The organism is Actinophytocola sp. (genome assembly GCF_049647105.1).
Taxonomy (GTDB): domain Bacteria; phylum Actinomycetota; class Actinomycetes; order Mycobacteriales; family Pseudonocardiaceae; genus Actinophytocola.
Genome location: NZ_JBARWZ010000288.1, coordinates 42,114 through 66,926 on the forward strand (window position 1 = coordinate 42,114; position 24,813 = coordinate 66,926).

Annotated in this window: 37 protein-coding genes; 35 read left to right on the top strand and 2 right to left on the bottom strand. The window is 67.4% G+C overall.

Annotated elements, in window-relative coordinates; genetic code table 11:
- The first annotated feature begins 114 nt into the window (after positions 1-114).
- From WBA97_RS34515 to WBA97_RS34530, 4 genes are read left to right on the top strand one after another with little or no spacing between them, the layout of a single operon-like run.
- Positions 115-435, top strand: a complete 321-nt coding sequence (locus tag WBA97_RS34515; protein ID WP_424235194.1) for a hypothetical protein — start codon at positions 115-117, stop codon at positions 433-435.
- A complete protein-coding gene (locus WBA97_RS34520) occupies positions 432-1,013 on the top strand; it encodes a hypothetical protein (RefSeq protein WP_424235195.1) in 582 nt (193 codons plus the stop codon). The genes WBA97_RS34515 and WBA97_RS34520 overlap by 4 nt, the downstream gene beginning before the upstream one ends.
- A complete protein-coding gene (locus WBA97_RS34525) occupies positions 1,013-1,372 on the top strand; it encodes a hypothetical protein (protein ID WP_424235196.1) in 360 nt (119 codons plus the stop codon). The genes WBA97_RS34520 and WBA97_RS34525 overlap by 1 nt, the downstream gene beginning before the upstream one ends.
- The gene (locus WBA97_RS34530) at positions 1,369-1,587 is read left to right on the top strand and encodes a hypothetical protein (protein WP_424235197.1); all 219 of its coding nucleotides are present in this window, start codon (positions 1,369-1,371) and stop codon (positions 1,585-1,587) included. The genes WBA97_RS34525 and WBA97_RS34530 overlap by 4 nt, the downstream gene beginning before the upstream one ends.
- Positions 1,588-1,595: 8 nt before the next feature.
- Here WBA97_RS34530 and WBA97_RS34535 read toward each other — a convergent pair whose 3' ends face one another.
- Together WBA97_RS34535 and WBA97_RS34540 are read right to left on the bottom strand one after the other, a co-directional pair.
- Positions 1,596-2,024 (bottom strand): endonuclease domain-containing protein, encoded by a 429-nt coding sequence (locus WBA97_RS34535; RefSeq protein WP_424235198.1) that lies wholly within the window; start codon positions 2,022-2,024, stop codon positions 1,596-1,598.
- Complete coding sequence (locus WBA97_RS34540; protein WP_424235199.1) at positions 2,021-2,254, bottom strand: hypothetical protein; 234 nt, start codon at positions 2,252-2,254, stop codon at positions 2,021-2,023. The genes WBA97_RS34535 and WBA97_RS34540 overlap by 4 nt, the downstream gene beginning before the upstream one ends.
- Positions 2,255-2,365: 111 nt before the next feature.
- Here WBA97_RS34540 and WBA97_RS34545 point away from each other — a divergent pair, with 111 nt between their 5' ends.
- The 31 genes from WBA97_RS34545 to WBA97_RS34695 all read left to right on the top strand — a co-directional run bounded on the left by WBA97_RS34545 (position 2,366) and on the right by WBA97_RS34695 (position 24,750).
- Positions 2,366-2,548, top strand: a complete 183-nt coding sequence (locus tag WBA97_RS34545) for a hypothetical protein (RefSeq protein WP_424235200.1) — start codon at positions 2,366-2,368, stop codon at positions 2,546-2,548.
- A gap of 214 nt (positions 2,549-2,762) precedes the next feature.
- Positions 2,763-3,020 carry a hypothetical protein gene (locus tag WBA97_RS34550; protein WP_424235201.1) on the top strand — a complete coding sequence of 86 codons (258 nt, stop codon included), beginning with the start codon at positions 2,763-2,765 and terminating at the stop codon, positions 3,018-3,020.
- 66 nt (positions 3,021-3,086) lie between these two features.
- Positions 3,087-3,404: a hypothetical protein gene (locus tag WBA97_RS34555; RefSeq protein WP_424235202.1), complete on the top strand. Its 318-nt coding sequence runs from the start codon at positions 3,087-3,089 to the stop codon at positions 3,402-3,404.
- A complete protein-coding gene (locus WBA97_RS34560; protein WP_424235203.1) occupies positions 3,397-3,660 on the top strand; it encodes a hypothetical protein in 264 nt (87 codons plus the stop codon). Before WBA97_RS34555 ends, WBA97_RS34560 begins: the two co-directional genes overlap by 8 nt.
- Positions 3,657-4,289: a hypothetical protein gene (locus WBA97_RS34565; RefSeq protein ID WP_424235204.1), complete on the top strand. Its 633-nt coding sequence runs from the start codon at positions 3,657-3,659 to the stop codon at positions 4,287-4,289. The genes WBA97_RS34560 and WBA97_RS34565 overlap by 4 nt, the downstream gene beginning before the upstream one ends.
- Positions 4,286-4,558 carry a DUF6221 family protein gene (locus WBA97_RS34570; protein ID WP_424235205.1) on the top strand — a complete coding sequence of 91 codons (273 nt, stop codon included), beginning with the start codon at positions 4,286-4,288 and terminating at the stop codon, positions 4,556-4,558. Before WBA97_RS34565 ends, WBA97_RS34570 begins: the two co-directional genes overlap by 4 nt.
- A 292-nt stretch (positions 4,559-4,850) precedes the next feature.
- Positions 4,851-5,036, top strand: a complete 186-nt coding sequence (locus tag WBA97_RS34575; protein ID WP_424235206.1) for a hypothetical protein — start codon at positions 4,851-4,853, stop codon at positions 5,034-5,036.
- Entirely contained in the window at positions 5,033-5,296 is a 264-nt protein-coding gene (locus tag WBA97_RS34580; protein ID WP_424235207.1) for a hypothetical protein, read from the top strand. Before WBA97_RS34575 ends, WBA97_RS34580 begins: the two co-directional genes overlap by 4 nt.
- A gap of 81 nt (positions 5,297-5,377) precedes the next feature.
- The gene (locus WBA97_RS34585) at positions 5,378-5,785 is read left to right on the top strand and encodes a hypothetical protein (protein ID WP_424235208.1); all 408 of its coding nucleotides are present in this window, start codon (positions 5,378-5,380) and stop codon (positions 5,783-5,785) included.
- The gene (locus WBA97_RS34590; protein ID WP_424235209.1) at positions 5,785-5,997 is read left to right on the top strand and encodes a hypothetical protein; all 213 of its coding nucleotides are present in this window, start codon (positions 5,785-5,787) and stop codon (positions 5,995-5,997) included. The genes WBA97_RS34585 and WBA97_RS34590 overlap by 1 nt, the downstream gene beginning before the upstream one ends.
- Positions 5,994-6,200 (top strand): hypothetical protein, encoded by a 207-nt coding sequence (locus WBA97_RS34595; RefSeq protein WP_424235210.1) that lies wholly within the window; start codon positions 5,994-5,996, stop codon positions 6,198-6,200. The genes WBA97_RS34590 and WBA97_RS34595 overlap by 4 nt, the downstream gene beginning before the upstream one ends.
- Positions 6,201-6,800: 600 nt before the next feature.
- The gene (locus WBA97_RS34600; RefSeq protein ID WP_424235211.1) at positions 6,801-7,199 is read left to right on the top strand and encodes a phage terminase small subunit P27 family; all 399 of its coding nucleotides are present in this window, start codon (positions 6,801-6,803) and stop codon (positions 7,197-7,199) included.
- A 12-nt stretch (positions 7,200-7,211) separates the two neighbouring features.
- Positions 7,212-8,873 carry a terminase large subunit gene (locus WBA97_RS34605; RefSeq protein WP_424235212.1) on the top strand — a complete coding sequence of 554 codons (1,662 nt, stop codon included), beginning with the start codon at positions 7,212-7,214 and terminating at the stop codon, positions 8,871-8,873.
- 10 nt (positions 8,874-8,883) lie between these two features.
- Positions 8,884-10,350 (top strand): phage portal protein, encoded by a 1,467-nt coding sequence (locus WBA97_RS34610; RefSeq protein WP_424235213.1) that lies wholly within the window; start codon positions 8,884-8,886, stop codon positions 10,348-10,350.
- The gene (locus tag WBA97_RS34615) at positions 10,325-11,260 is read left to right on the top strand and encodes a hypothetical protein (RefSeq protein ID WP_424235214.1); all 936 of its coding nucleotides are present in this window, start codon (positions 10,325-10,327) and stop codon (positions 11,258-11,260) included. The genes WBA97_RS34610 and WBA97_RS34615 overlap by 26 nt, the downstream gene beginning before the upstream one ends.
- A gap of 40 nt (positions 11,261-11,300) precedes the next feature.
- The gene (locus WBA97_RS34620; RefSeq protein WP_424235215.1) at positions 11,301-11,924 is read left to right on the top strand and encodes a hypothetical protein; all 624 of its coding nucleotides are present in this window, start codon (positions 11,301-11,303) and stop codon (positions 11,922-11,924) included.
- 21 nt (positions 11,925-11,945) lie between these two features.
- Positions 11,946-12,665 carry a hypothetical protein gene (locus WBA97_RS34625; RefSeq protein ID WP_424235216.1) on the top strand — a complete coding sequence of 240 codons (720 nt, stop codon included), beginning with the start codon at positions 11,946-11,948 and terminating at the stop codon, positions 12,663-12,665.
- Positions 12,666-12,681: 16 nt separating this feature from the next.
- Entirely contained in the window at positions 12,682-13,701 is a 1,020-nt protein-coding gene (locus tag WBA97_RS34630; protein WP_424235217.1) for a major capsid protein, read from the top strand.
- An 11-nt stretch (positions 13,702-13,712) separates the two neighbouring features.
- Positions 13,713-14,006 carry a hypothetical protein gene (locus WBA97_RS34635; protein WP_424235218.1) on the top strand — a complete coding sequence of 98 codons (294 nt, stop codon included), beginning with the start codon at positions 13,713-13,715 and terminating at the stop codon, positions 14,004-14,006.
- A gap of 3 nt (positions 14,007-14,009) precedes the next feature.
- Positions 14,010-14,390 carry a hypothetical protein gene (locus tag WBA97_RS34640; protein WP_424235219.1) on the top strand — a complete coding sequence of 127 codons (381 nt, stop codon included), beginning with the start codon at positions 14,010-14,012 and terminating at the stop codon, positions 14,388-14,390.
- A gap of 134 nt (positions 14,391-14,524) precedes the next feature.
- Positions 14,525-14,917 carry a hypothetical protein gene (locus tag WBA97_RS34645; protein WP_424235220.1) on the top strand — a complete coding sequence of 131 codons (393 nt, stop codon included), beginning with the start codon at positions 14,525-14,527 and terminating at the stop codon, positions 14,915-14,917.
- A gap of 9 nt (positions 14,918-14,926) precedes the next feature.
- Entirely contained in the window at positions 14,927-15,256 is a 330-nt protein-coding gene (locus tag WBA97_RS34650; RefSeq protein WP_424235221.1) for a hypothetical protein, read from the top strand.
- Between the two features lie 2 nt (positions 15,257-15,258).
- Complete coding sequence (locus WBA97_RS34655) at positions 15,259-15,570, top strand: HK97 gp10 family phage protein (RefSeq protein ID WP_424235222.1); 312 nt, start codon at positions 15,259-15,261, stop codon at positions 15,568-15,570.
- 2 nt (positions 15,571-15,572) lie between these two features.
- Entirely contained in the window at positions 15,573-16,016 is a 444-nt protein-coding gene (locus WBA97_RS34660; RefSeq protein ID WP_424235223.1) for a hypothetical protein, read from the top strand.
- 122 nt (positions 16,017-16,138) lie between these two features.
- On the top strand, positions 16,139-16,702 hold the full coding sequence (locus WBA97_RS34665; protein ID WP_424235224.1) for a hypothetical protein: 564 nt from the start codon (positions 16,139-16,141) through the stop codon (positions 16,700-16,702).
- 15 nt (positions 16,703-16,717) lie between these two features.
- The gene (locus WBA97_RS34670) at positions 16,718-17,179 is read left to right on the top strand and encodes a hypothetical protein (protein WP_424235225.1); all 462 of its coding nucleotides are present in this window, start codon (positions 16,718-16,720) and stop codon (positions 17,177-17,179) included.
- A 104-nt stretch (positions 17,180-17,283) separates the two neighbouring features.
- Positions 17,284-17,646, top strand: a complete 363-nt coding sequence (locus WBA97_RS34675; RefSeq protein WP_424235226.1) for a hypothetical protein — start codon at positions 17,284-17,286, stop codon at positions 17,644-17,646.
- Positions 17,647-17,665: 19 nt separating this feature from the next.
- Complete coding sequence (locus tag WBA97_RS34680; protein WP_424235243.1) at positions 17,666-21,457, top strand: phage tail tape measure protein; 3,792 nt, start codon at positions 17,666-17,668, stop codon at positions 21,455-21,457.
- A complete protein-coding gene (locus WBA97_RS34685; protein WP_424235227.1) occupies positions 21,454-22,347 on the top strand; it encodes a phage distal tail protein in 894 nt (297 codons plus the stop codon). Before WBA97_RS34680 ends, WBA97_RS34685 begins: the two co-directional genes overlap by 4 nt.
- A gap of 12 nt (positions 22,348-22,359) precedes the next feature.
- On the top strand, positions 22,360-23,547 hold the full coding sequence (locus WBA97_RS34690) for a chitobiase/beta-hexosaminidase C-terminal domain-containing protein (protein WP_424235228.1): 1,188 nt from the start codon (positions 22,360-22,362) through the stop codon (positions 23,545-23,547).
- Positions 23,548-23,550: 3 nt separating this feature from the next.
- Positions 23,551-24,750: a hypothetical protein gene (locus tag WBA97_RS34695; protein ID WP_424235229.1), complete on the top strand. Its 1,200-nt coding sequence runs from the start codon at positions 23,551-23,553 to the stop codon at positions 24,748-24,750.
- Positions 24,751-24,813 lie beyond the last annotated feature (63 nt).

A 24,813-nucleotide genomic window follows, 5' to 3' on the forward strand; every position in this document is an offset into this window, starting at 1 on the left:
CGGCCTGTGGACCCAAGCCCGTACAGCGGGCCGAGACCACCGGTCAGCTATCCGGTCTGCCTACCTGAGGACAGAGGCCCGGAAAGGGCAGAGACCAGACACCGAGGAGATCGCATGACGAACGTGACCGTGACCCAAGACCACCTCGAGCTGCTGGCGCGGATGCAGTTCGACTGGGACGACGAGTGCGAGTGGGGCGCGGTGTCGTCGGACCCGAAGCGCCCGTTCGGCAACTCCGGAGTGGAGCGCGACGTGTCGGAGATACTCGGCCGGGAGGTCGACTACGGCGAGGCGCGGCGCCTGACGATCGAGCTGGCGGCGATCGTGCAGCGGGCGGTGTACGCGGCGGTTCTCAACCCTGTCGACGCCGGGATCGGAACCGGGTCCGAGATGAGCCTGCCTAGGCGGGCGCGGAACCTGCTGGCCGCGTCGTGACTGTGCGCGACTGGGGCCCTGACAGCCCCGCCCGGTTCCGGGCGTTCTACGACTGGCCTGCGCCTGTCGAGTTCGAGGCGGTCTTGCCGGACGACGTCGACGGGCCGGCCGACGAGCGGCAGTTCCTGCTCGACGCCGCACCGTTCGCGAAGCTGGCGGCGGTTCGCGTGGAACCGGTCGTTCCTGCCTCGACCGTCACGCAGGGAGCGACGAACGCGGCGCCGAGGCACTCGGAGACGATCCCATCTGGTAACGACGGTTCCGGCGATCTCAGGGTCGAAGCGCTGAAGCTCGCGCGGCTGCTCGACCCGGTGGCGTTCGACGACCATGCGGTGCCGAAGAACGTCGGTCAGAGCTTCGACCGCTACAGCCGCCAGCAGACCGCGATGGACCACGCCACGATCGCGCTGATCCGGGGCTACCGGTTGGTGTCCGATGACGAAGCCACCGTGGACCGAGTAGCGGAGACGCTCTGGCGCGAGTTCTGGCGCGAGGTGCCCGGCTACGGGATCACCAAGGAGTTCTGGCGCGGCCCGGCTCGTGCTGCTGTTCGGGCTCTCCGAGAGGCAGGCCAGTGATGACAGAGATCCCACTATGTGAATCGCTGACCGTCGGCTCACGTGTCTGGTTCGAAGAGGAGCGCCTGCCGTACACGGTCAAGGGCATCACCTCGGACCGCCGCTGGGTGGTGTGCACGAAGCCGTTCGCTGCCCAGCGCACCGTCCTCTACACGATCATCGACTTCGACCGCGATGTGCGTGGCGTCGACGACCGGGTGCTGGGCTACGGCTACGAGACCGACGAGGACTGCGCCATGTCGCTGGCGCTGTTCGAAGAGGGCGTCGCCGCTCACTCGCGACGGCACCCACCGATCCCGCTGAAGATCCGCAAGACGGAGGTCTACTTCGCGGCGGCTCTCCAAGGAGACCAGCCGTGACCGAGATCCGTGAGATCACCAACTGGTTCACCCTGCCGGGGTGGACCACGGCGCACGAGGTGGAGCAGTACGGGTCACTCGGGCACATCCGCCTGTGGATCACCGTGTGCGGGCGGGAGTACCGGCTGCCGGATCCGGAGGTGGATGACCGTCCGTTGCAGGCTCCGGCCGGGATGCGGCGCTGCGGTCAGTGCGTGCGTCGGGGTCGGTCGTGATCTCGGTGTCACTCAGAGGACGCGAGGGCAGGAAGCAGCACCGGACTGACGAAGCTCGCCGGCAGCGGCGACCCCCACGGCCCGCTCGTGATCACATGCCGCGCCGTCAGCGCGATCATGAGCGACGGGTGGCGTTCCCGGTACCGGTCGAAGACCTCGACGGGGCGCTTGAGTCCTGTCGCCGTGTGCCCCTCGCCGACGTTGCAGCGCTGACACAGCAGCCCCCGGATCAGGCCGGTCACGTGGTCGTGGTCGCGCACCAACGGCCGTCCCGCGAGGGCTGGCCTGGCGCAGGCGGCGCACCTGCCCTGCTGCCAGTTCCACAGCATGAGGTGGGCGTGGTTCTCCGGGCAGCTGGCAACTGCGGCGAGGTGCTCGGCGGTGACCGTCCACGACCAGCATGCGGGCAGCGCGGGGAGGACGGCGTGGCGAGTCATGGGCGCTCGTCTCTCGTCTCGGACTCGCCACGCTCGCGGACCGCCTTCGCGATGAGCCGGATCCGCTCCCGGCTGTACCCGGTCAGCTCGGCGAGGACCTTCTGGGTGACGCCGTCGTCGAGGTCGTCGACGATCGCTTGGTGCAGGTCCTGGGTGGCCTGTTCAGCCTTGGCGCGTGCTCGTTCGCGCTTGGCGAGGGCGGCGACGGTGCGCGGCCTGGGGCTGGTCATGTGCCTGAGTATGGCAGGGATCGAGGCCAATGCCAATTGGCAGTCAGACAGGGTTGCAATGCCAATTGGCATTGGCGTAAGCTTGGGGTACACCAACCGAGGGAGTCGCAGATGACCGCCACGACCGACCTGACCATCACCCCCAAGTCGCCGTTCCGTTCGGACCGCGAGGCCGACGCCGTCGCCTTCATCATCGGCGGGTTGGCCGAGATGGCCTGTCCGCTGGCACCGCGCGCGGACGGCTGCCAGCACCCGTCCGGCAGCTGCAAACCCGAAGGCTGCTCCGCCTGCTGACCGTCCGGGGGCCCGAGCAGGAGACGGGCCCCCGGACCCACCCCGAGGGAGGGCGTCATGTGCACCAACCAGAAGCCGCACCCGAAGCACTCCATCCCGATGTACCGGTGGTTCCAGAAGTTCTGGTTCCACTGCCCCGGCCGCTGACCTGGTGGGGCCCGTCGCAGGGGGCAGGCCCCACCACCCCCCAAACGATCACAAAGGGAGCAGGGCGATGACACCCGAGAACACCCGCCGATTGAACGAGGCCATAGAGGTTGAGCGGCTCGTCTTCGCCTGCTCGGAGGCCATCCGCAGTGCTCGTCTGGCGTCGCTGCGGGAGAACAAGAAGTTGCCGACCGAGCGGCAGTTGGCGCGTGCGTGCACGGCCGCTGTACTGCGTGAGGCGTCCGGTAATCAGCTGTTCCGCGAGTTGGGTCCGGCGGAGATCGCGGCGCTGATCGCGCCGGAGCCTGTCGAGTCCACCTCCTGACTGGTTGGTGTTCTCCGGCAGCGGAGAGCGCCCCACCACCCCCCGAACAGATCAAGGAGAGGCGAGATGGGCGACGTTCACCGGTACCTGATCACCGCACCAGCGGACCTGAAGATGGACCTTTGGGCCACGACCGGCATGTTCGCCAACTGGCTCGAAGGCCGGGAGAACGGCGACCGCGAGACGTGGCTGGCGACCGTGTTCGACAAGCAGGCCGAGGGCTTCCTGATCGCGGCCCGGACGGTCGGGGTGACGGTCGAGGAAATCGAGGGCGGCGGCGACACCGAGACGTACCGGCTGTTGGTCGGCGAGCCGGGGACGGGCTGGCAGGACAGCGACGGGCAAGCCGCGATGCGGGCCGCTGAAGGTGATGACGGTGAGTGACCCCGTTTCGGGCTCCATCCCACTAACCCAACGACTGGTCGAAGCAGCGCGCGAGGAGATCTTCAACGCGCCACACGTGGACGGTGTGGCAGTGGACTACGACGTCGCGGCGCGTGGCGCGGTGGTCGCTGTGCTGCGGGAGTTGATCCAGCCGACCGAGCTGGCGGGCGTCCGGGTGGACTGGACCTTCTCAGCCTCTGACCTGTCTCGCGGCTGGTTGCGTCGTCTGTTCGACCGTTGGAAGGGACAGCCATGACCGACTGTGTGATCTGCCCGCCCGGCCGGCACCGTGACGTGGAGCCGCACAAGCTGGTGTGCTTCCACTGCTCGAACCGCATCCTGAGGCATCTCGGGGAACTGGAGGACTACCTCCCGACCCTCAGCCTGTTGAAGACGAAGGGCGGCGACGGAGGCGGACGCAAACCCGGCTTCGGCTCGAGTTCGCCGGCGAACGACACGGTCATCCACCACACCGACTGGCGCACCACACCCTCCGCGCTGGACGGCATGGGTGCGGTGGCGACGGTCCACGAGTGGGCAGTGCAGGTGCGCGAGGACCGCGGCCTGGAGTGCCCCCGGACACTGTCGGTGTTCGGCGAACTCCATGCCCTCAGGTCAAACCACTCGTGGATCATGGCCCAACCGTGGGTCGCCGACTACGCCCAGGAGGTCCGCGAGATCCACTCCGCAGTCAGGGCCGCGGCGAACGACCCCATCCCCCGATCGGTGGGTCAGTGCATCGCCATGCGCCGTGACCGGGAATGCGGGGCGGACGTGTACGAGATGCCGGACGCCTCGGGGGTGAAGTGCTCCGACAACGCGTGCGCGCGGATCTACACTGGACTTGACCTGGACAGACTTCGGGTAGCGCAGGAGGCATCGTGACCAACCTGGCGGCGTGGCTGCTGACACAGTTCGACGAACTGGAGAACCATGTCATGTACAGCGGCGGGCCGGACTGCGAGTACTGGTCCAAAGAGGAGATGGTGGACGACCTGCAGGCCAAGCGGCAGATCGTGGAAGACCACGCCGACCAGCACACCTGCGTCGTCGCCGCCGCCCGCGAGGTCCCATACGTCGGCTGTCGAACTCTGCGCCTGCTGGCCCGGCCGTTTGCCGGCCGCCCTGGCTACCTCGACGAGTGGCGCCCGTGAGCGCCCGCCTCCCCGCATCTCTGGCCCTCCTGCTGCTCCGCCAGTCGGGCATCACGGTCAGCCCGGCAACCCTCCGATCGTGGGTCCATCGAGGGCATCTGACCCGCGCTGAGGGCGGCTATTGCGTGCGGGAGATCCGCGAGTATCTGGAGTCACGCGACACGCGCGCCGCCTAGCTTGCTCGCAGGTCAAAGCATGTGCAACGATCACCACACGCGGAGCTATGCCCGCAAGAGCCCCGACCACCTGACATGTGGCCGGGGCTTCCTGCTTTCAAGGGCAGGTGATGACCGTGGCCCACCCTTCCGAGATCACTGGCTTGTCGCTCGCGCTGTCGAACACGGAGCTGCAGATCGACAAGGCTCTCGACGACGGCAACCGACGCGCGTTCCGGCTGTGGTGCCAGCGCCGCACGTCGCTGTTGGCGAAGCTGGAGCGAACCCTGCTCGCGGTGGCCACGACGGAGGTACCCGCGTGAGCGACGAAGCCAGCGACCGCGTGACAGGTGCTCTCGCCGACGCCATCAAAGCGGGCGAGCTGGGCGACGACCCGAAGGGCATGCCCGCGCAGTGGGTACTGATCGGCACCTACTACGACAGCGAGGGCGAGAACTGCACCGTGTTCCTCACGAACAACGGGGCGCGGATGCACGAGACCCTCGGCCTGCTGGCGCTGGGCACGGTCGCGTGGAACGAGCAGGCGGCCCGCTGGGTCCACGACTCCGACAGCGACGCCTGACCAAGATCCATCTATCGACAAACCTGCAGGTCGCATCCAAGCCACCTGCGGTTTTCCATCACTCCACACGGAGGCGGCGAGATGCCAACCCAGAAGGTCAACGCCCAACAGATCGACGACGAGTGCACGCACGGCTGGTACACCGAGGTGTCGTGGCGCAAGCAGCCGCAGCCCGGGCAGCACGCCGAGCAGGGCAACGCGCCCGGTCACGTGCAGATCACCACGGTCAACGTCCACTCCCCGTTCGCCTTCCCCGACAAGGACACGGGTGATCACTTCGAGGCGGGCGAGAAGTTCGACGGCTGGCGCGTCACGCTCGACGAGGACGGCATCGACCGGTTGATCAAGACGTTGCACAAGGCCAAGCGGCAGGCGTTCGGCGACACACCGCCGGGCCTGCCATCGGGTCCGATCCGGGTGATCGGCGACGAGCAGGTGGCAGCCGCAGAGCGTGGCGTGTACCTGCCGAACGAGGACAGGGTCATCTGATGGCGGTCCTGGTCAAGGCTCCGCTCCTCTGCCCCGACTGCGACAGCGACCTGCTCGTCCCCGTAGTGGTCGAGGTGGACGGCAGGATCAAGGTCGCCGAGGACGAGGGCACGGCGATGTTCACCGAGCACGTGATGTCGGACCCGGAGAACCACCCGACGTTCGCCATACCTGACACCGCAGACACCTCAGACACCTCAGACTCGGCATGACTGCCCCCGAACAGCCAGACGTGCAGATCCTCCTGAACCCGAACGGCGTCGCCGGCAGGGTCGTGATCAACGGCATGGACATGGGGCAGGTCTTGGACCTCAAGGTCCACGAGTTCGTACCCGACGAAGACATCGCGAAGGTCACTGTGACCCTGCTGCCGTCGAAGCTGCTGGTGACTGTCGATGCCGACCCGGGCGAGTAGACGCTGCTCCTTCCCCGGCTGCCCCACGCGGGCGGGCCAGTGCGAGAAGCACGACAGCATGCGCAACCGCGGCTACCACCGCACCACCCCAACCAAGGTAGCCAGACAACAGCCAGGGGTGCAGGCACACAGGACAGCAGCAGTCGCAGCGCACGTCCAACGCCACGGCTGGCTGTGCCTCGGCGACGACAACCACCCGAGACACGAGTGCCACGACCTCACCGCAGACGACCCGCTACCCATCGCACTAGGCGGCGACCCCATGCAACACCTCGTCGTCATGTGTAGATCAGCGAACAGCAGCAAGGGCGCACGCCCACCGTACTGACAGGTCGACCGGGTGCCCCACGCTCCGTGTAGCGGCACCTGTAGCGGCCGGAACGATCATGACTTGATGATCCACACCCACCCCTGGGGGTACCCCTCCCCCCAGGGCCACCCAGCTCCACGCCCCGGGCAAGGCTCATCCACGCGCGGACAGGTTTTCGGCAATCGGCTAGGGGGGTGATCATGGGCAAGCGTGGTCCGGCGAAGCGTCCGACGAACTTGGCGTTGTTGCATGGGGAGTCGCGGCCGTCGCGGGTGAACCTGGATGAGCCGGTGCCAGACGCCGGCGAGGTGTCCCCGCCAGCGTGGCTGGGTGAAGAGGCGCGTGCGGTGTGGGAGCGGTTGGCGCCGGACCTGGAGAAGCAGGGTGTGCTGACCGCGTGGGATGTGGACTCGTTCGCGACGTTCTGCTCGGCGGTCGTGACGAACCGGCTCGCGTTGATGGACGTCGAGAAGAACGGCACGTCGTGCACCACCCCGGTCCGGGAGATGTCGGACGGCACGATCATCTACGAGCTGCGGAAGAACCCGGCGTGGCAGGTGGCGCGGGAGTCGACCGCGATCCTGGTGACGCTCGGCGGCCGGTTCGGGTTGAACCCGTCGGACCGCGGCCAGTTGAAGATGAAGCCCGAGGGCGACGAGGGCAAGGGAGCTGACCGGCTGCTCGGCTGAGGGGAGGCCGTGTTGGCTCTCCCGTTGTGCGGGTTCACCCTCGACGGGTTGACCTGCAAGAAGCGTGGCGATCACTGGTGTCAGCCGCGGGCGGATCACGCGAAGGCGTTCTTCGAAGAGGTGCTTGTTCACACGAAGGGTGTGTGGGCGCGCCGCAAGTTCATCCTGTCGACCTGGCAGGACGACGAGATCATCGGGCCGATCTTTGGGCCGGTGCGGTGGTCGGAAGAGTTCGAGTGCTACGTGCGGGTGATCCGCATCGTGTGGATCGAGCTCGCACGCAAGCAGGGCAAGTCGGAGATCCTGGCCGGGATCGCGCTGTACATGCTGTGCGCGGACGGCGAGGACTCGGCGGAGATCTACGGCGCGGCGTGTGACCGGGATCAGGCCCGCAAGGTGTTCGACGTCGCTGCCCGGATGGTGAAGCTGTCGCCGGTGTTGTCGCGCCGGCTGATCGTGAAGAACCACGAGAAGCGGATCGTCGACGAGAAAACCGGTTCCTACTACGAGGTGATCGCCGCGGACGCGGCCGGGAACCTCGGGCACAACCCGCACGCGATCGTGTTCGACGAGGTGTTGACGCAGAAGAACGGTGACCTGTGGGACTCGCTGCGCACGGCGATGGGTACCCGGTCACAGGCGTTGATGATCGCCGCCACGACACCAGGTGATGATCCGTCGTCGTGGTGCGGTGGGATGCACGACGAGATGGAACGGGTCGCCGAGACCCCCGACCGGTCCCCGCACATCCACGTGTTCCTGCGGAACACCCCACCGGATGCGGACCCGTGGGACGAGAACAACTGGGGCTACGCGAACCCGGCGCTCGGCGAGTTCCTGTCGATCCAGGCGTTGCGGGACGAAGCGCTCGAGGCGCGGAACGACCCGTCGAAAGAGAACTCGTTCCGGCAGTTCCGACTGGCGCAGTGGGTGCGGCAGAAGTTCCGGTGGATGCCGATGCACCTGTGGGACGAATGCGCCGGCGAACCGTGGCTGTCGCCCGACTACCGCCGATCAGCCCTCACCGGGAAGGTCGCGTGGGCGGGGTTCGACCTCGCCGCGAAGTTCGACTTGGTGTCGTGGTCGCTGCTCATCCCCGACGGGGACGAGGTCCACGCGCTGTGGCGGTTCTGGCTCCCCGAGGACGCCCTCGAGGGCTTGGACAAGCACAACAACGGCAAGTTCACCCGGTGGGCCCGCGAAGGATGGTTGACGGTCACCGAAGGCAACGTCGTCGACTACGACCGCATCTACACGGACATCGCGCAGGACTCCCGAGACTTCACGATCCGGGCCGCAGACGCTGACCAGTGGTCGATGGCGCCGGTGATCCAGGAGATCGAGAAGCGAACCGGCGTGTGGGAGATCGACGCCTACAACAACACCTACCAGCGGATGACGCCCGGCATGACCGAGCTCATGACGTTGGTGAAGTCGGAGCGGTTGAGGCATCACAACAACCCGATCGCCCGGTTCTGCTTCGACGCCGTGGAGATCCGCAAAGCCCCGTACAACCCCGAACTGATCCGTCCGGACAAACCGGAGCGAGACAAGTCGGGGAAACGTATCGACGCTGTCCCGTCGCTGGCGATGGCGTGCTCGGCGTGGAAACGAGACCCGCTTCCCGAACAGTCCGCCAGGTCGCGCCGCAAAGTGATCGTGTCCAACAGGTGAGGGAGGTCGCGTGAAGCTGTCCGACCTCACCCCGGAACAGTGGTACGGCCGGCTCACCGCTCGCGCCTCTCAACAGCGTGAGAACGCGATCACGTGGTGGAAGTACATCAACCTGCAGCAGGACCTGGTGTACGTCGCCCGGATCATCGCCGAGCAGGACGGCAGGTTCCCGCCGCTGCTGCTGCCGTGGGCCGAGCTGGTCATCGAGTCGGTCACCGAGCGGCTACGTCTGGAGAGCTTCCTTTCGGGTGAGCGCCCGGTCGACGAGTTGGTCAAGTCGTGGAACGACAACGACTTGGCGGTCGCGAGCGACGAGGCACACAAGGCCTCCAGTGTGTCCGGGCTGCACTTCCTGATGATCGGCCCGGAAGGGCCTGGTGGGTCGCCGATGGTGACCACCGAGTACTGCGACCAGGTCGCGGTCGAGCTGGACCCCAGGACCCGGCAGCCGCTGGTGGGGTTCAAGCAGTGGTCAGAAGACTTCGGCGGCACCCCGGAGGATCACGCGGTCCTGTTCATCCCCGAGGTTCCTACCGTGACGGACCGCGGCCCTGGCCGTTGCCGGGTGTTCGAGCTCAACGACAAGCGCGAGCTCGAGGAGTCCGAACCTCTCGGGGAGTGGTCGCGGGTCATCGCCGCTGATCTGTCGCTGCCGAGCGTGCCGTTCGTGCCGATGCTCACCAACCCCGTCCGGGGTATGGGAGTGTCGGACCTCGTCCAGCTGAAACCGACGCTGGACGGCGCGAACCAGATTGCGACCAACATGATGGCCGCGGTCGAGCACCACGCGGTCGGCCGGAAGTGGATTGTCGGCGCCACCGAGGGCGACTTCGTCGACGAGAACGGGAAGCAGATCCCCCTGTGGAAAGTCGCGATGGGCGACGTGTGGGGGATCCCGCACCCGAAGCAGGAGCAGCGCGGCGAGTCGACACCTGAGACGAAGGTCGGGCAGTTCGCGGCGTCGGATCTGAGGAACTTCCACGAGTCGTTGAAGACCCTCGCGCAGGTCGCCGCATCCAAGTACGGCCTGCCCCCGCTGTACATGGGGTACTCGAGCGACAACCCGGCATCCGCAGAAGCCATCCAGTTCTCTCTTGAGCGGTTGGTGCTGCGCGCCGAGAAACGGCAGCTTTGGTACGGCGGGGCGTGGGAACGCGCCGGCCGTATCCAGTGGGCGATCCTCGGGAACGACCCCGCGGAGATCTCCGGCATGGAGTCGAAGTGGCGCAACGCCGCGACCCCAACGATGGCCTCCAAGATGGACGCCGCGGTCAAGGCCGTCGGCGGGCCGGTCATCGACCAAGAGCAAGCCTGGAACGACATCGGCTACTCGGAAGCCACGAAGCAGGCCATGCGGGAGCGGATGTCACGGGTCGGCGCCCAAGCGGCGGCGAACCTCCGCGACATCGACCAAATCCCAGCCACCCTGCCGCCGCTGCCTGAGGTGAACGGTGTCGCTCCCGCGCTCCGTAGCTGACGTCGGCCGCCACTACGCCACCCTGCAAGCGCAGATCGTCGAGGAGGCGCTGGCGCTGCTCGCCCCGACCATCCGCAAGGGCAAAGCCTCGCCGGAGGTGTGGCGGGACTCGATCCAGACGGTCGGGAACCGGCTGCTGCTGCTGCAAGTCCTGGCAGCCTCGTACGCGGACGCCTACCTCAACGACATCCTCGAGGCACAGAACGCTGACGGCGGATCCGAAGGACGGGTGAACCCGCAGGCGTTCGCCGACCTGACCGACGGCGGCGGGTCGTGGCTCCAAGCCCTGGTGTACGCACCGAACTCGGTACGCCCCCCCAGCGGTGCGGACTGGTCCCGGTTCGGGTTCGTCGCGAACTCGATCGTGAAGACCGGGCTCGGCGACACAGCGCGCGCCGCAGTCCAGTCAGGGATGCAGGCCCGCCCGTCGGTGACCGGCTACGTGCGGATGCTGCGCGGCACCTCGTGTGCCCGCTGCGCCATCCTCGCCGGCCGCCACTACAAGTCGGCGGTCGCGTTCAACCGGCACAAGCGGTGCGACTGCATCCATGTCCCGGCCGCCGAGGACGTGGACGACGACTGGACCACCGACCCCGACACCTACTTTCGGTCACTGTCCCGCGAGGAACAGGACCGCCTGTTTACGAAGACCGGCGCCGAGACGATCCGCATGGGCGGCGACATGGCGCAGGTCGTGAACGCCCGCCAAGGCATCACCACCGCGCAGGCGTTCGGCCAGGACGTGCAGGCCACCACGGTCGGCACCACCCGCCGCGGCCTCGCCGGGCAACGCCTGCAAGGCCGGATACCCCGGCTGTTGCCGGACGAAATCTTCCTCCAAGCCGAACGGCTTGGCTGGGATCGCGCCGAGACGCTGCGACAGCTTCGGCGCTTCGCATACGTGCTCTGACCCGCGATGGGCCAGGCCGGAATCCTTGGAGGACCGCGCGATGCGGCGAACCATCCTGCCCACCCACCCGTTCCTCCGTCACCCCCACACCGGTGCGCCTCTCCAGGCCGTCGGCGTGGTCAACGGCAAACCGGTCTGGCCGATCCTCGGTGGATCGGAGCCGGGCGGGGAACCAACGCCTCCAGCACCTGTCCCCACCCCGCCGCCGGCGCCCGCGCCGACACCGCCGAACGAACCCCTCGGGGAACCCGGCAAGGCGGCGCTCGAGGCCGAGCGGAAAGCCCGCAAGGAAGCCGAGAAGGCCGCGAAGGACTTCGAGGCTCGCCTGAAGGCCATCGAGGACAAGGACAAGTCCGAGCTGGAGAAGGCGACTGCCCGACTCGCAGAACTCGAACAGAACTACGGCACGGAGCGCGCGACGCGCCTGCGGCTGGAGATCGCCTCCGAGTTCGAGATCGGCAAGGACGACCTCGTGTTGCTCACCGCAACCGACGAGGACGGCCTGCGCGCACAGGCGGAACGGGTCAAGGCGAGGAACGACGCCGCAGCGGGCCGCCCACCGGCGCCGCTTCCCGGGCAGGGAACACCACCCGCCGCGCCCAAGACGGGCTCGGTCAGCGCTGGCGCCGACGAATACCGGCGCAAGAACCAGAAAGCTACGTAAGCCCTGAAAGGGGACAACCTGATGGAACTCACGCTGAGGACCGAGACCTGGGGTACGGACGACAAGTCCTGGCTGGGTTCCCGTCACGGCATCGGAGAGTGCCCGAGCGTCACGCTCGACATCTCCACCTTCACCCAGGCGGTGCACTACCCGGACGGCTACTTCAAGTCCGGTATCGCGCTGGGGAAGATCACTGCCACCGGCAAGTACGGCCCGTACGCGAGCCAGACCAACGAGGTGCAGTCCGTCACCGTGACGGGCACCCCAACCGGTGGCACGTTCACCCTGACCTGGTCCGGGCAGACCACCGCGGCGATTCCCTACAACGCGACCGCCGCTCAGGTGCTGGCCGCGCTGCAGGCGCTGTCGAACATCGGTGACAACGACGTCGCGGTCACCGGCGGCCCCGCCCCCGGCTCGGCGTTCGCCGTCACGTTCAAGGGCGTGCTCGGCGGCACCGACGTCGCCGCCATGACGGCGTCCGGCGCCGGGCTCACCGGCGGTTCCTCGCCCAACGTCACCATCGGCACCACCACCGCCGGCGGCGCGAACCCTGCGGCGTCGGACGGCACGCAGACCCTCGCCGGGTTCCTGTACGCCCCGGTTCCGTACCCGGCGTCGGGTGACGTCGACGTGGTCGGCGCCATGCTCGACCACGGCAAGGTCGTCAACGCCAAACTGCCCGTGCCCGTCGACGCCGCCGGTCAGACGGACGTCGCCGGCCGGATCATCTTCTACTAGGAGGGAGTGACAAACCATGGAAATCTACGACGAGTTCATCACTCCCGCCGAGCTGACCGGCTACTCGCGGGCGGCGCTGGACGACCGCCCGGAGAACCAGTTCCTGCTCGACCGGTGGTTCCCGTACAACGGGGTCAACGACCTCTCGTACCGGTTCACCCGCGGCGGCGGAGACCAGCTTCTCGAGGCGGCGGACTTCCGCGCATTCGACGCCGAGCCGTCGTTCGGCCGTCGGGCCGGGCTGGCACGCGTCGAGGGCTCGCTGCCCCCGATCGCCCGCCAGTACGAGCTGGACGAGTTCCAGAACCTCACCGCGCGCCGGGCGAACTCGGAAGAGTTCCGGGCACTGTTCCAGCGGGATGGTGAGCGGATCGCTCGCGAGATCGACATCCGGATGGAGTTCGCGCGCGCGGAAGCGCTCGTTTCCGGGACCGTCACTCTGAACGAGCGGGGCGTGATGGCGTCCGTCGACTTCGGTCGGTCCGCCTCCCACGTCGTCGCGCCGACCACCCTGTGGTCGGATCACACGAACTCGACGCCGATCACCGACCTGCAGACGTGGCGGGATGTTCTCGTCGCTGACGGTCAGGGCGCTGGCGCGATCGTCATGTCCACCACCGCGGTGAACCACCTCCTGCGCAACAAGGAGGTGCAGGGCCAGGTGTACCCGCTGGCGGCGACCGCGCCGATGGTGACCCGGACCCAGCTGAACCAGGTCCTCGCGGACTTCGGTCTGCCGGAGATCATCGTGTGGGACGCGACCGCCCGCCGGAACGGTGTTCGGCAGCGGTTCATCCCCGCCGACAAGGTGCTGATGCTGCCCGCATCCGGGACCGCGCTCGGCGCCACCGTGTACGGCACGACGCTCGAGGCTCAGATCGGCGGTTACGGCGTCAGCGGCGCCGACCTGCCGGGCCTGGTGGTCGCGGCGTTCATCCAGCGTGAGACCCCGGTTCGGGTGCTGACCATCGGGTCGGCGATCGCCCTGCCGGTTCTCGCGAGCCCGGATGACACGCTCGTCGCCGATGTCTACTGAGGAGGCTGACGATGGCGAAGCTGAACACGAACGTGAACGTCGACGGCGTCTGGTACGGCCCGGACAGCGATGTGCCTGATGCTGTGGCGGCGCGGATCTCGAACCCGAAAGTGTGGGACGGGGCTCCGCCGGCCACGCCGGAGCCGACGAAGCAGGGCAGCGACGAGGTGAAGGAGCCGCCGCGTGGCGGCCCCGGATCCTCAGCGGACGCCTGGCGGACCTTCATGGTCGCGCAGAACTTCGAGGTCCCCGACAACGCGACTGCGAAGGACATGCAGGCCGCGTGGGACAGCCGGGAGAAGTGAGCAGTGGCCACGCCGTTCGCGACCACGACCGACGTGGCCACTCTCCTCAAGGTCACGTTCGACTCCGCTGAGGAACTGCAGTGCGAGATGGTGCTGGCCGCGCTGAGCGCCGCGCTGCGTTCCACACTGCCCGACTTGGACACCTGGATCGCGAACGGCGGCACTGACCCGGTGTTGGCGAAGTTCGCGGTCTGCGACCTCGCCAAGGGCTACATCCAGGTCGTCCGGACCGGCAACATCAAGTCCGAGGCACATCCCGAATACCAGGTGGTGTTCCAGGACGTACCCAAGGGCGGCGTAGACGTCTCCGACTGGATCGACCTGCTGACCCCTGCATCCAACCGGAGCGCCCGAGGTAAGGCGTTCTCCATCCACCCGGGGTGAACACAACATGACCGAAGCTGACCTGCCGAACACGATCGTCGTCGTCGACGCGGACGGCCTCCGCCACTGGTCGTCCCGAACCTCACAGTTCGTCGTCGACGGCCTCGCCGACGGAACGCTGACGGAGGTGGACGATGCCCCAGTACCCGCACCGGGTGAAGATCACGACACCGGGACCGCAGACGGATCCGCCGACGGTGGATCCGGAGACGGGGAACGAAGTGCTTCCGCCGCCGGTGACGAGGTCGGGGATGGCGTGGATGGCGCAACGACCGACCGGGGTGCTCGCCGCCGCCGCTGAACTCAACGCCGGCCAGAACACCACCATCTCCCTCGCAACCATCCTCGTCCCCATTGGCACGGTCCTCACGAAAGACTCCACTGTGGAGGACGTGGACGGTGTTGTTGGCGGGGAGCCGGGCGCGAAGTACGTCGTCGAAGGCAAACCGGCGGACCGCTACTCGGGGGCCCGCCACCAGAAAGTGTTTCGTGCCGCGGCCCTGCGGCTCATCTCAGACCTGCAGTAGGAGCCTGCCATGCCCGCAACCGCGGTCACCGTCACCAACCTCGACCACAAGACCGCCATCGTGAAGCCGACACCGGTGGCCTGTGACAACGTCAACGGCAATCGGGCGATCAACGGCGGCACCCTCATCCTCGAGCTCACGTCGTCGGCTGGCGGCACCGTGACGGTGTCGTTCCCGGCGTCCGTGGCGGTCGACGGGCAGGCGCCGGCGTCGATTGTGTACACGCTGACCGGTGCGCAGACGAAGGTGGTCGGCGGATTTCCCGTCGCCTACTACGGTTCCGAGGTGACGTTCACCGCGTCCGCGTCGACGATCACCGTCATCGCTTACCAGGTGTAGCCGTGGCCAGCATCCGGGTCACGGTGTTCGCCGACGAGGCTGTGCGGCTCGCACGGGAAGCATCAGTGAACGAACGTGCGGAGATAGCCAGGCAGGCCGCGGACGACGCCCGCGCGACAGCCCGGGTCGAAACCGGCGAGTTCAAGTCGGGGATCGGTGTCGTTGTTGACGGGACGCTGGTGCGGATCGTCAACGACGACCCGGAGGCTGGGTTCAAGGAGTACGGCACCTCCGACACGGCGCCGCAAGCCACGATGACGAACGCGGCCCGCCGCTACGGGAAGTACTCCGGGGTGCAGCCGAAGGGACGGTGACCATGTCCCAACCCGGCCCGATCCCGTGGGTGCCCGGCGCGATCCGGCAACTGCTGATCGCAGACGCCCCGTTCATGGCCGAATGCGGCAACCGGCTGAGCTCCCGCTTGCCGTCCACGGTGACGTTCTGCGCGCGGATCCGGCTCGCCGGCAACAACTCCATCTCCGGCGACGGGGTGGCGTGGTCACCTCTCGTTCAGGTCGAAGGCTGGTGTGCACCCGGCGTCGCCGCTGTGTCAGACCCCGAGGTGAAGGCGTGGGACATCGCCTCCCGCGCAGCCGCGGTGGTCGGGCGGGCCCGCAACATCACCTACCAGAACATGGCCTACTCCGCACGGCTCGTCGAGGGGCCGCTGTCGGATGTGGACACCTCGCGTGGCGAGTCCACGCCCCTGTACTGGTCACTGGTGCGGGTCGAGTTGAAGGCCCACGTCACCGCCACCTAAGTCGTTCCGCCCGCTGGCTGCCCTGCCTGGCGGGCGGAACACCTCCACCCAAAGTCAGGGCATGAGCAGGGCGCTCACACCCATCGCCCCGCAACGCGCGGGCCCAGCAGCAGGAGGCTGCATTGTCTACCTACGCCGACTCCTCCAAGGCCCGCCTCTGGCTCGACGGCGACGGGTTCCGCGGCACCGTCAACGCGTCGCCACCCGCCGACGTGTTCGCCACCTCCATCGCCGGGATGGATGCCTTTGGTGGCATCAAGGCCGGATTCACGATCACCCCGAACCAGGACGTCACCGACCTCGACGTCTGGAACAACGAGTCGGGCGCCGCCTACTACACGTCGAAGAAGCCGCCCACGTACGGCATCAAGTTCCGGCCGGTCGACTACTCGAAGGCCACCACGCTGACGCTGCTGCGCGGCGGATCGATCGCCGAGACCGGTGTCGGCTCCGGGATCTTCGAGTGGATCGAAGGTGACGACGAGGAGTTCTCGCTCCTCATCCGTGTCGTGAACGGCGCGAAGAAGAAGGCCTACTACATCGCCCGCTGCACGTTGGCCACCATCCCTGAAGAGGTCATGAACGACGAAGACCTCGAGGGCTGGGACATGGAGTTCAAGCCGCTGGCCCCGTCCGGTGGCGTCAAGGCGATCCGTCGCTACACCACCGAGAACCCGCTCGCCTGATCCGGAGGAAACACCATGCAGGGCACCCCCAACGACCGCGTGCTGGACCTGAACCTGCTGCTAGCAGCACGTCGCCTCGACCCGATTGAGGTCAAGCTCGGCGACAGCACGTACATGGTCAACACCGACCTCACCGGTACCGAAGTGCAGACGTTCCTGACGCTGATGCAGAAGGGCCACGACGCATCCGCGTTCACCCTCCTCGTCGGCTCCCGGGAAGACCGGCAGCGCGTTGTCGCGGCCATCACCCGCGCCACCAAAGCGAATCTGAAGAACCCACCGAAGCCTCCCGTCTCAGAGCAGGCGGAGGTGCTCAACGCGTACGTCGACGCGCTGCCCCGCATGCACCAGGCGCTCGTGTCCGGAGCGATCATGCGAGCGTCGAAAGCGCTCGCCGAGTTCGCGAAGACCGACGACGAGATCTACGAGGCGTACGGATACGGCTCGGAGCCGGTGGGGGAATCCACGGCGTCCTGACCGAGGTTCTCGGACCCCGGTGGGGCGCCGCTTCCGCCGACTTCAAACGCTTCTACGGCACCGACCTCGCGCACGCCCTCGACACCTGGCCTGCCGTCGAGGTGGTGTCGAAGATCCACCAACTCCCACCCCACTCACAGCTCGCCCGCGCCGAGCTCGGGGACATGGCCGACTGGGGGGACCTCGCCGAGAACGTGGCCCGCCTGGTCGACCGGATCGACTTCTACGTCACCCATCAGTACGCGCAGTGGACCGCTGACCCGGATGAGGTTGCAGCAGCCCGGCGCAGCCGCCAGAAGCCGCCGCCGTTCCCGCTGATCCGGCCGGTTGCCGCTCGTCCGCCATCGCTACACGAACGTCTCAACGAATCGTATGCGGCGCAGGCCTCCGAGTACACGGTGAACCCGCTGGCTCCGCGAATGGTCTCCGACGACGAGTTTGACGCATTCATCGACCAGTTCCTGTGACTAACCGCTGGGGGTGACCATGCCCGGCGGCAAGATCGACATCCTGGTTGAACCAGACATGCGCGCCTTCCCCTCCAAGCTCGCATCAGGACTCCGCAGTTCCAGCGGCATCGCCTCGTCCATCGGCCGCGGACTCGGGCTGGCGGTCGCCGCCGGAACGGCTGTCGCCGCCGGCGGTCTTGCCAGCGTCATCAAGCTCGGCAACGAGTATCAGGGAAACCTGAACGAGCTCCAGGCCGTGTCGGGCGCGACCGCCATCCAGATGGCCAAGGTCGGTCAGACCGCCAAGGCCCTCGGCGCCGACATGACGTTGCCGGCCACATCGGCCGCGGACGCGGCGAACGCCATGGTGGAACTAGCCAAGGGCGGCCTTTCGGTCGACGAGGCCATGCAAGCGGCCAAGGGCACTCTGCAGTTGGCGGCCGCGGCCCAAGTGGACGGCGCGACAGCGGCGGAACTGCAGTCCGCTGCGTTGAACTCGTTCGGTCTGGCGGCGGACCAGGCGGGCCGGGTCGCCGACGTGCTAGCCAACACCGCAAACGCGTCGGCGTCCTCGATGATCGACGTCGGCAACTCCCTGAAGTACGTCGCCCCCGTGTCCGCGGCGCTCAAAGTGTCCATCGAGGACACCGCCGCCGCTATCGGATTGCTCGCCAATCAAGGCGTGAAGGGGGAGCAGGCAGGCACATCCCTGCGCGGCATCCTCGCCAGCTTGGCGTCACCGTCGGCTGCGGCCGCGGATGGGCTGAAGACGCTCGGCGTCCAGGCGTTCGACGCCCAGGGCAAGTTCGTCGGACTTCGGGTCTTTACTGACCAGTTGGCGCAGGCGAAGGGCCGACTGACCGACGCCGAGTTCGCCGCCGCGGCCAGCACCGCGTTCGGCAACGAAGGGTTCACCGCCGCGAACGCGTTGGCGGCCGAGGGTGCCGCCTCGTTCGACGAGATGGCCACGTCGGTGTCTCGTGCTGGCGGCGCAGCCGACGTCGCGGCCGCTCAGACCAAGGGCCTCGGCGGCGCATGGGAAGGCTTCAAGTCCCAACTCGAGACCGCCGGTATCGAGGTCTACGAGGTCATCGCCCCCGGCCTCGAACGAGCCACCCGTTCCGCCGCGGAATTCGTCGCCGGATTCACCCCGAAGATCGTCACTGGCCTGGAAACCGCAGTCGCCGCCGGCGAACTCTTCGGACCGCAACTTGCCGAGGCGCTGGTGTCGCGCGGTGACGCGCTCCTCGACGTAGTAAGCGACATCATCGACCCAGTCGTCGCCGGGCTGGTCGACTCGCTGAACGGCGCGGTGAACGTCGGAACGACCGTGTTCGGCGGATTCGCTGACGTGGTACGTGAAGGCGCCGACGCCGTTGTCCCGCTCGCAGAAGGGGTCGGCAACCTGCTCGAGGGCCTCAACCAGGCCACCGGTCCGGTTGGCGCTCTGGTCGCCGGCCTCGAGTTGGTGTACGACATCACCGCAGGCATCGTCCGGGTCATCGCGCCTGCCGTCGCGGTGATTGGTGACCTGGCGTCAGCGTTCGGTGACCTGCCGGGACCGATCCAGACGGCCGCGGTCGCCGTTCTCGCTCTCCGCGCCGGGCCGGCAGTCCTAGGTGGTCTGCGGACTGCGCTGCGCGGTACTGCCACAGACGCTGGGGAAGCGGGACGACAGGCTGGCCTTCTCGGGCGAGCGTGGTCGACGGTAACGGCCCCGGTCCAGTTGGCGGCGAGCGGCATCGGTAGTGCTGTCGGCGTCGTCCGCCAGTTCAACGATGAGGCCCGCGTGCAGCGGGCGGTCGCTACCGAAGCCGGCGACTCGGTTGGGCGTCTCGGTACCTATGCGGCCGCGTTCAATACCTCAACGATCCCCGCGATCGCCGCAGCTCGCGGATTCGCGGAGCAGACCAGCGCGATCCGCGACGGTGCCGCTGCCGCCGGGCAGCCCATCTCCACGATGGGTGCCGCGGTGGGGACTCTGGTAGAGCGCAGTCCTGCCCTGTCGGCTATGAAGGCGTCATTCGACAGGGCATCCTCTGGGGCCGAACGGTTTGGGCGCACTGCGGGTATCGCTGCTGCCGCAGGTTCGGGTCTTCGATCTGCCGCAGGTGGGCTGATCTCCGCGTTCGGTGGTCCGTGGGGTGTCGCACTAGGGATCGCCTCAGGCGGACTGGCGTTGCTGGCGGGAGCGAACGCGGACGCCGCCGCCGAGGAGCAGGCGCACCGCGAGCAGGTCGACTCGCTGGCGGGGGCATTGCGGGAAAGCAATGGTGTCATCAACGACCACATCCGTGCTCTGGCGCTCAAACGCCTCGAAGACAAGGGCGCCGCCCAACTGGCCCGCGATCTGGACATTCCAGTTCGCACGTTGACAGATGCATACCTAGGCAACAAGAACGCACTCACGCAGGTACAAGCCGCACTTCAGGTGTACCTGGACCAGGTCGCTGGTCAAGGCCAGCTAGAAGGTCAGGTCGCGGGATCTAACCCGATGGCCGACAAGGCCCATGAGCTCAAGAACCAATTGGGCGAATTGATCCCCGAGATCAGTGCGGCAAACGACAAGAACAAGGAGTTCGAGGAGGCGACGGCCACCGGCGCGGCCGCCATGCTGACAGCGGCCGAACGCAGCCAAGGGCTCGGCGCCGCGATGGATGTCCTAGCCGACAACACCTCCACAGCGGACGACAAGGCCCGCGCTCTCAAGGACGCCCTGGACGCACTATCCGGCGGGAACATCACGCTCGAGCAGGCGCAGTCACGGGTCAACGAGCAGCTGGCACAGATTTCGGACAAGTTCGGCGAGAACCTCGACAAGGCCAACGGGTGGGGTGCCGCGCTTCTCAACGCCAACGGCTCGGTCAACACGACCACCGAGAACGGTCGCTTCCTCCTGGACACGCTCGACGATCTTGGGGCGAGCACCGCAGACCTGGCGCAGAAGACGTTCGATGCCGCGATCGCACAGGGCGACGACATGCCGACCGCGTTGGAGAAAGCGCGGCAGGCATCGCAGGGTGTACGGGATTCGTTCGCCGCGCAGGCAGACCAGCTCGGGTTGACGACCGAGCAGGTGCAGGCGCTCGCGGACCGGTACGGGATTGTGCCGGAGGACATCGTCACGCTGATCCAAACCCCCGGTATGTCGCAGGCCCAGATCGACATGGAAATCCTGCGACAGAAGGTTGGGAACGTCCCGCCGAACAAGAGCGTCACGGTAACAGGGCTTACGGACTCCGCCGTCAAGAAGCTTGAGGACATCGGATACCGGGTCGAGCACCTCAAGGATGGATCGTTCAAGGTCACGGCGAATACGAAGACAGCGGACGACATTCTCGCCGGGCTCGCCCGGAAATGGAATGGCTACACGATCTACCTGAACACGCAGATCCGTGGCCGCAACAACCAGATCGCGCAGATGGGCGGCGGACTGAATGGCGCGATCGGCGGGATCGTCGAAACGTACGCCCAGGGCGGCATCCGGAAACTGACCCCGCTGAACGGGAAGATCGCGCACCGGGTGCCGGCGAACACATGGCGGGTCATCGGTGACCGGCAGACCGGCATCGAGTACTTCCTGCCCGACGACGAAAAGCCCCGCACGATGGCGATCGGCGCGGAGTGGGCGAGGCGCCGCGGGCTGGTGTTGGTCCGGAAGTACGCCGACGGTGGCATCGCCACACCCGCAACGACAGCGACAGCGGCAGCACCAGGGGCGGGGGTGACGGTGAATATGCCCGTTCAGGTGCAGGACAACAGGTCCGCCTACGAGTTCGCCCGTGTCGCATCCTCCGATATCGCGTGGGCGGCGAGGTTCTCCGGATGAGCACCCAGATCGTCACCCCGGCGTGGACTGTGGACGGCTGGTCCGGGAACTACGTCGACGACAACGGTGTCACGTGGTTTGTCTCCGACGACAAGGGCTGGTTCGAACCGGTCCAGGACCGACTGTTCGACATGGACAAACCGGCATCCGACGGCACGTACTCGGCGCCGAACCTCGACGCGTCGCGGGTCATCACCCTCACCGGGTGGGCTCGCGCACCGGATCCGGTCGCCGCCGACGTGGCGCGGAACAAGTTCAACTCGTTGTGCAAGCGCGGTCACCTGTTTCCGCTTGTAGTTGAGGAGCCGGTGGCGATCCGGACGGCGATGGTGAAACGCGCGGGTGGGAACCTCCGCAACACCGGAGTCTCGCAGTTCGAGTTCCAACTGATTCTGCTCGCACCGGACCCACGCAAGTACTCCAGCACCGTCCACTCCGCCAGCACGGGGCTCGCGATCGACGCCCCTGGCGGCATCAAGTGGGGCGGCCCCGCGGGCTCGACGGGTGTTGAGTGGGGTGGCCCGGCTGGGTCGACGGGGGTGGTGTGGCAGACCGGTGCCGCCGAGAACGGCGTCATCCAGATCACCAACGACGGCAGCGAAGACACCCCGATCGTCTTCACGATTGCGGGTCCGGTGACGTCTCCGATCATCACCCGCACGGACACCGGCGAGTCGCTCCGCTGGAACGGCACTGTCGCCACTGGCTCCCAGCTCGTCATCAACACCGGCACCGGATCGGTGCTGTTGGACAACGGCAACCAGCGTCCACTCCTGACACGGGCGGACTTCTTCCTCGCGCCGCCGGGAACGATCGATGTCCTTTTCTCCGCCCCCAGCCCTTCCCCCACTGCGTTGCTGACTGCTACGTGGCCCGATGCCTGGATTTGAGAGGAGGCGCGCGTGGCTGTCGACATGACCGACGCGATCCCGCTGATGGAAGCGGACGGCACCACCGGCCGCAACAACGCCCGCGACATCCGCACCGGGCTACTCAGTGCGTTGATGCTGACGGACGCCAACGGGACCCTCGCCCGACCGGGGATTCTGCCGCGCCGCTACATCGACACCACCGGGTTCGAGTTCGTGGACCTCAAGGCGATCCAGCTGGGGTCGCCGGGGCAGGCGGTGCAGCTGTACCCGGGGAAGGCGATCGTCACGCGCACCGGCCAGGGCCCCTACCTGCTGACGCAGGAAACGACGATCACCAACTACCCGTTGGACGCGGCGGACCCGTCGAACCCACGGATCGACATCCTGTACCTGCGTCTGTACGACAAGGGCATCGGTGACAGTGGCGGTGGACCGCACGGCCCGAAGGTCGAACACCTGAACGGCACCCCCGCGGGCTCGCCGACTGTGCCGTCGTTCCCGACGGACACGGTGCCGATCGCCCGGATCCTGCGGCCCGCGAACACCAACAACGTGACGGCGGCGAACATCACCGACCTCCGCAAGTCGACCACGCTCAACGGCGGGTCGCGTCCTCTGCTGCCCGGTGACAGCCTGTCCGACGCGGGCCTGGTCGTCGGCGAGAAGCGGCTCCGTGCCGCCACCTCAGCGCAGATCGCCGCGGGCGCGAACCCGATGATCGAAGAGGTGTGGACAGCGCACGGCAAGTGGTGGCCCACCACCAACTACCAGGTGATCGCCCGAAACGAACGCGACACCAACGCCACCACAACCGCCACAACCGCCGGCACCGCGTACCGGATCTTCAACACCGGCGGCCCGATCCTCGCCGGACGCACGTACGAGATCAGCGGCCGGGGTTCCCTGCGATCCAACACAGCCGGCGTCACCGCGCAGATCGACTTCCGGTACACCACCAACGGGACCGAACCCACCACCTCGTCAACGCAGATCGCCCGCGAGATCCTGGACTTGGCGGACACGAACGTCCCGGAGACGATCACCTGGAAGTTCAACTACGAGGCCACCGCCGACGTTACACTCCGCGTGGTCGCCGCGATGTTCACCGCGTCCGGTGGCGGGCAGCTCATCTTCGAGGCCGCCGCGGGACCGAGCCCGGGCGAGATCGTGATCACGGACATGGGCCCGACCGTGGCCATCTCCGGGAACATCTACTAGCCCATGACTGGGCCACAGCTGCTGGCCGCCGACCTGCTCGCCGCGGCCGCCGCAGCACCCGAACCGGTGCTGCCGTGGCGGTTGTTCGCCGCCGAAACCGTCACCGGGCGGATCATCGAGGACATCCCGCTCGTCGGCACACCGCAGTGGAACTACGGCATCAACCAGGCCGGGGCCCTGCAGGTGACTGTCCCGATCGGCGCCATCCACAAGCAGACACTGCGGGCGCTGCTGGACTACTGGCGGATCTCCTGGGGACTGTCCTGGGGGTCGCACATCTTCCAGGCTGGCCCGGTAGTCACGTCCCGATTCAACGACGCCGAAGGCCCTCCGACCCTGTCTGTCGGCGCCGCAGGTATCTGGTCCCTGTTCACCACCAAGCGGGTCCTCGCCAATCCGGCGTGGGTCGGCACCAACCTCGCCGCAGCTGAGGCCGACGTCAACCTGACGTCCCTGTCGCTGCACACCATCGCCAAACGGTTGGTGCAGAACGACATGACCCGCAACGGCAGCCTCCCCATCGTGTTGCCTGCGGACATCGCCGGAACGGCGGAGCGGACCTATCCGGGCTACGACATGGCCTACGTCGGCGAACGACTCGCCCAACTCACCCAGGTCATCGACGGGCCTGAGGTCGAGTTCCGGCCGGAGTACACCGACGACACCCGCACCGCGATCCGGTGGAAGATGCGGATCGGCAACCCCCGACTCGGCAACCTCGGTCTCCCACACGCGTGGGATTACGGCCGCGGCGCCCTCACCCACGTGGACGAAGACTCGGACGGGTCGCAGCAACAGTTCCGTGTGTGGGCCCGAGGCAACGGCATGGAGCGCAGCCTGCTGTACGGGTACCACGCGGACACCTCGCTCGTCGCCGCAGGCTGGCCTCAGCTCGACGGCATCGACAACGACCACTCGTCCGCCACCGAAACCGCCACCCTCAACGGGTGGGCGCGGGCGGACGTCGAAACCTACCGGACGCCGGTGGTGAAACTCGCCGCCCGTATCCGTCTCGACGGGCGGGACGGCCGCGGCCAAGCCACCGGTTCGCCGGCGGTGTCCGAGGTGGAGGTCGGCGACAACGCCGCGTTCAACGTCCGTGATCACCGCTGGCTACCGGACGGCGAGTACGGGCAACGCATCATCGGTGTGTCCTCGGGCGGAGACTTCCAGACCGCGCAACTCACTCTGCAGGGGGCGTGAATGTCGATCCCGATTCCTGTCGAGGCACCCGCGGGGGTAGTGCCGCGGGACAACACCAGCATC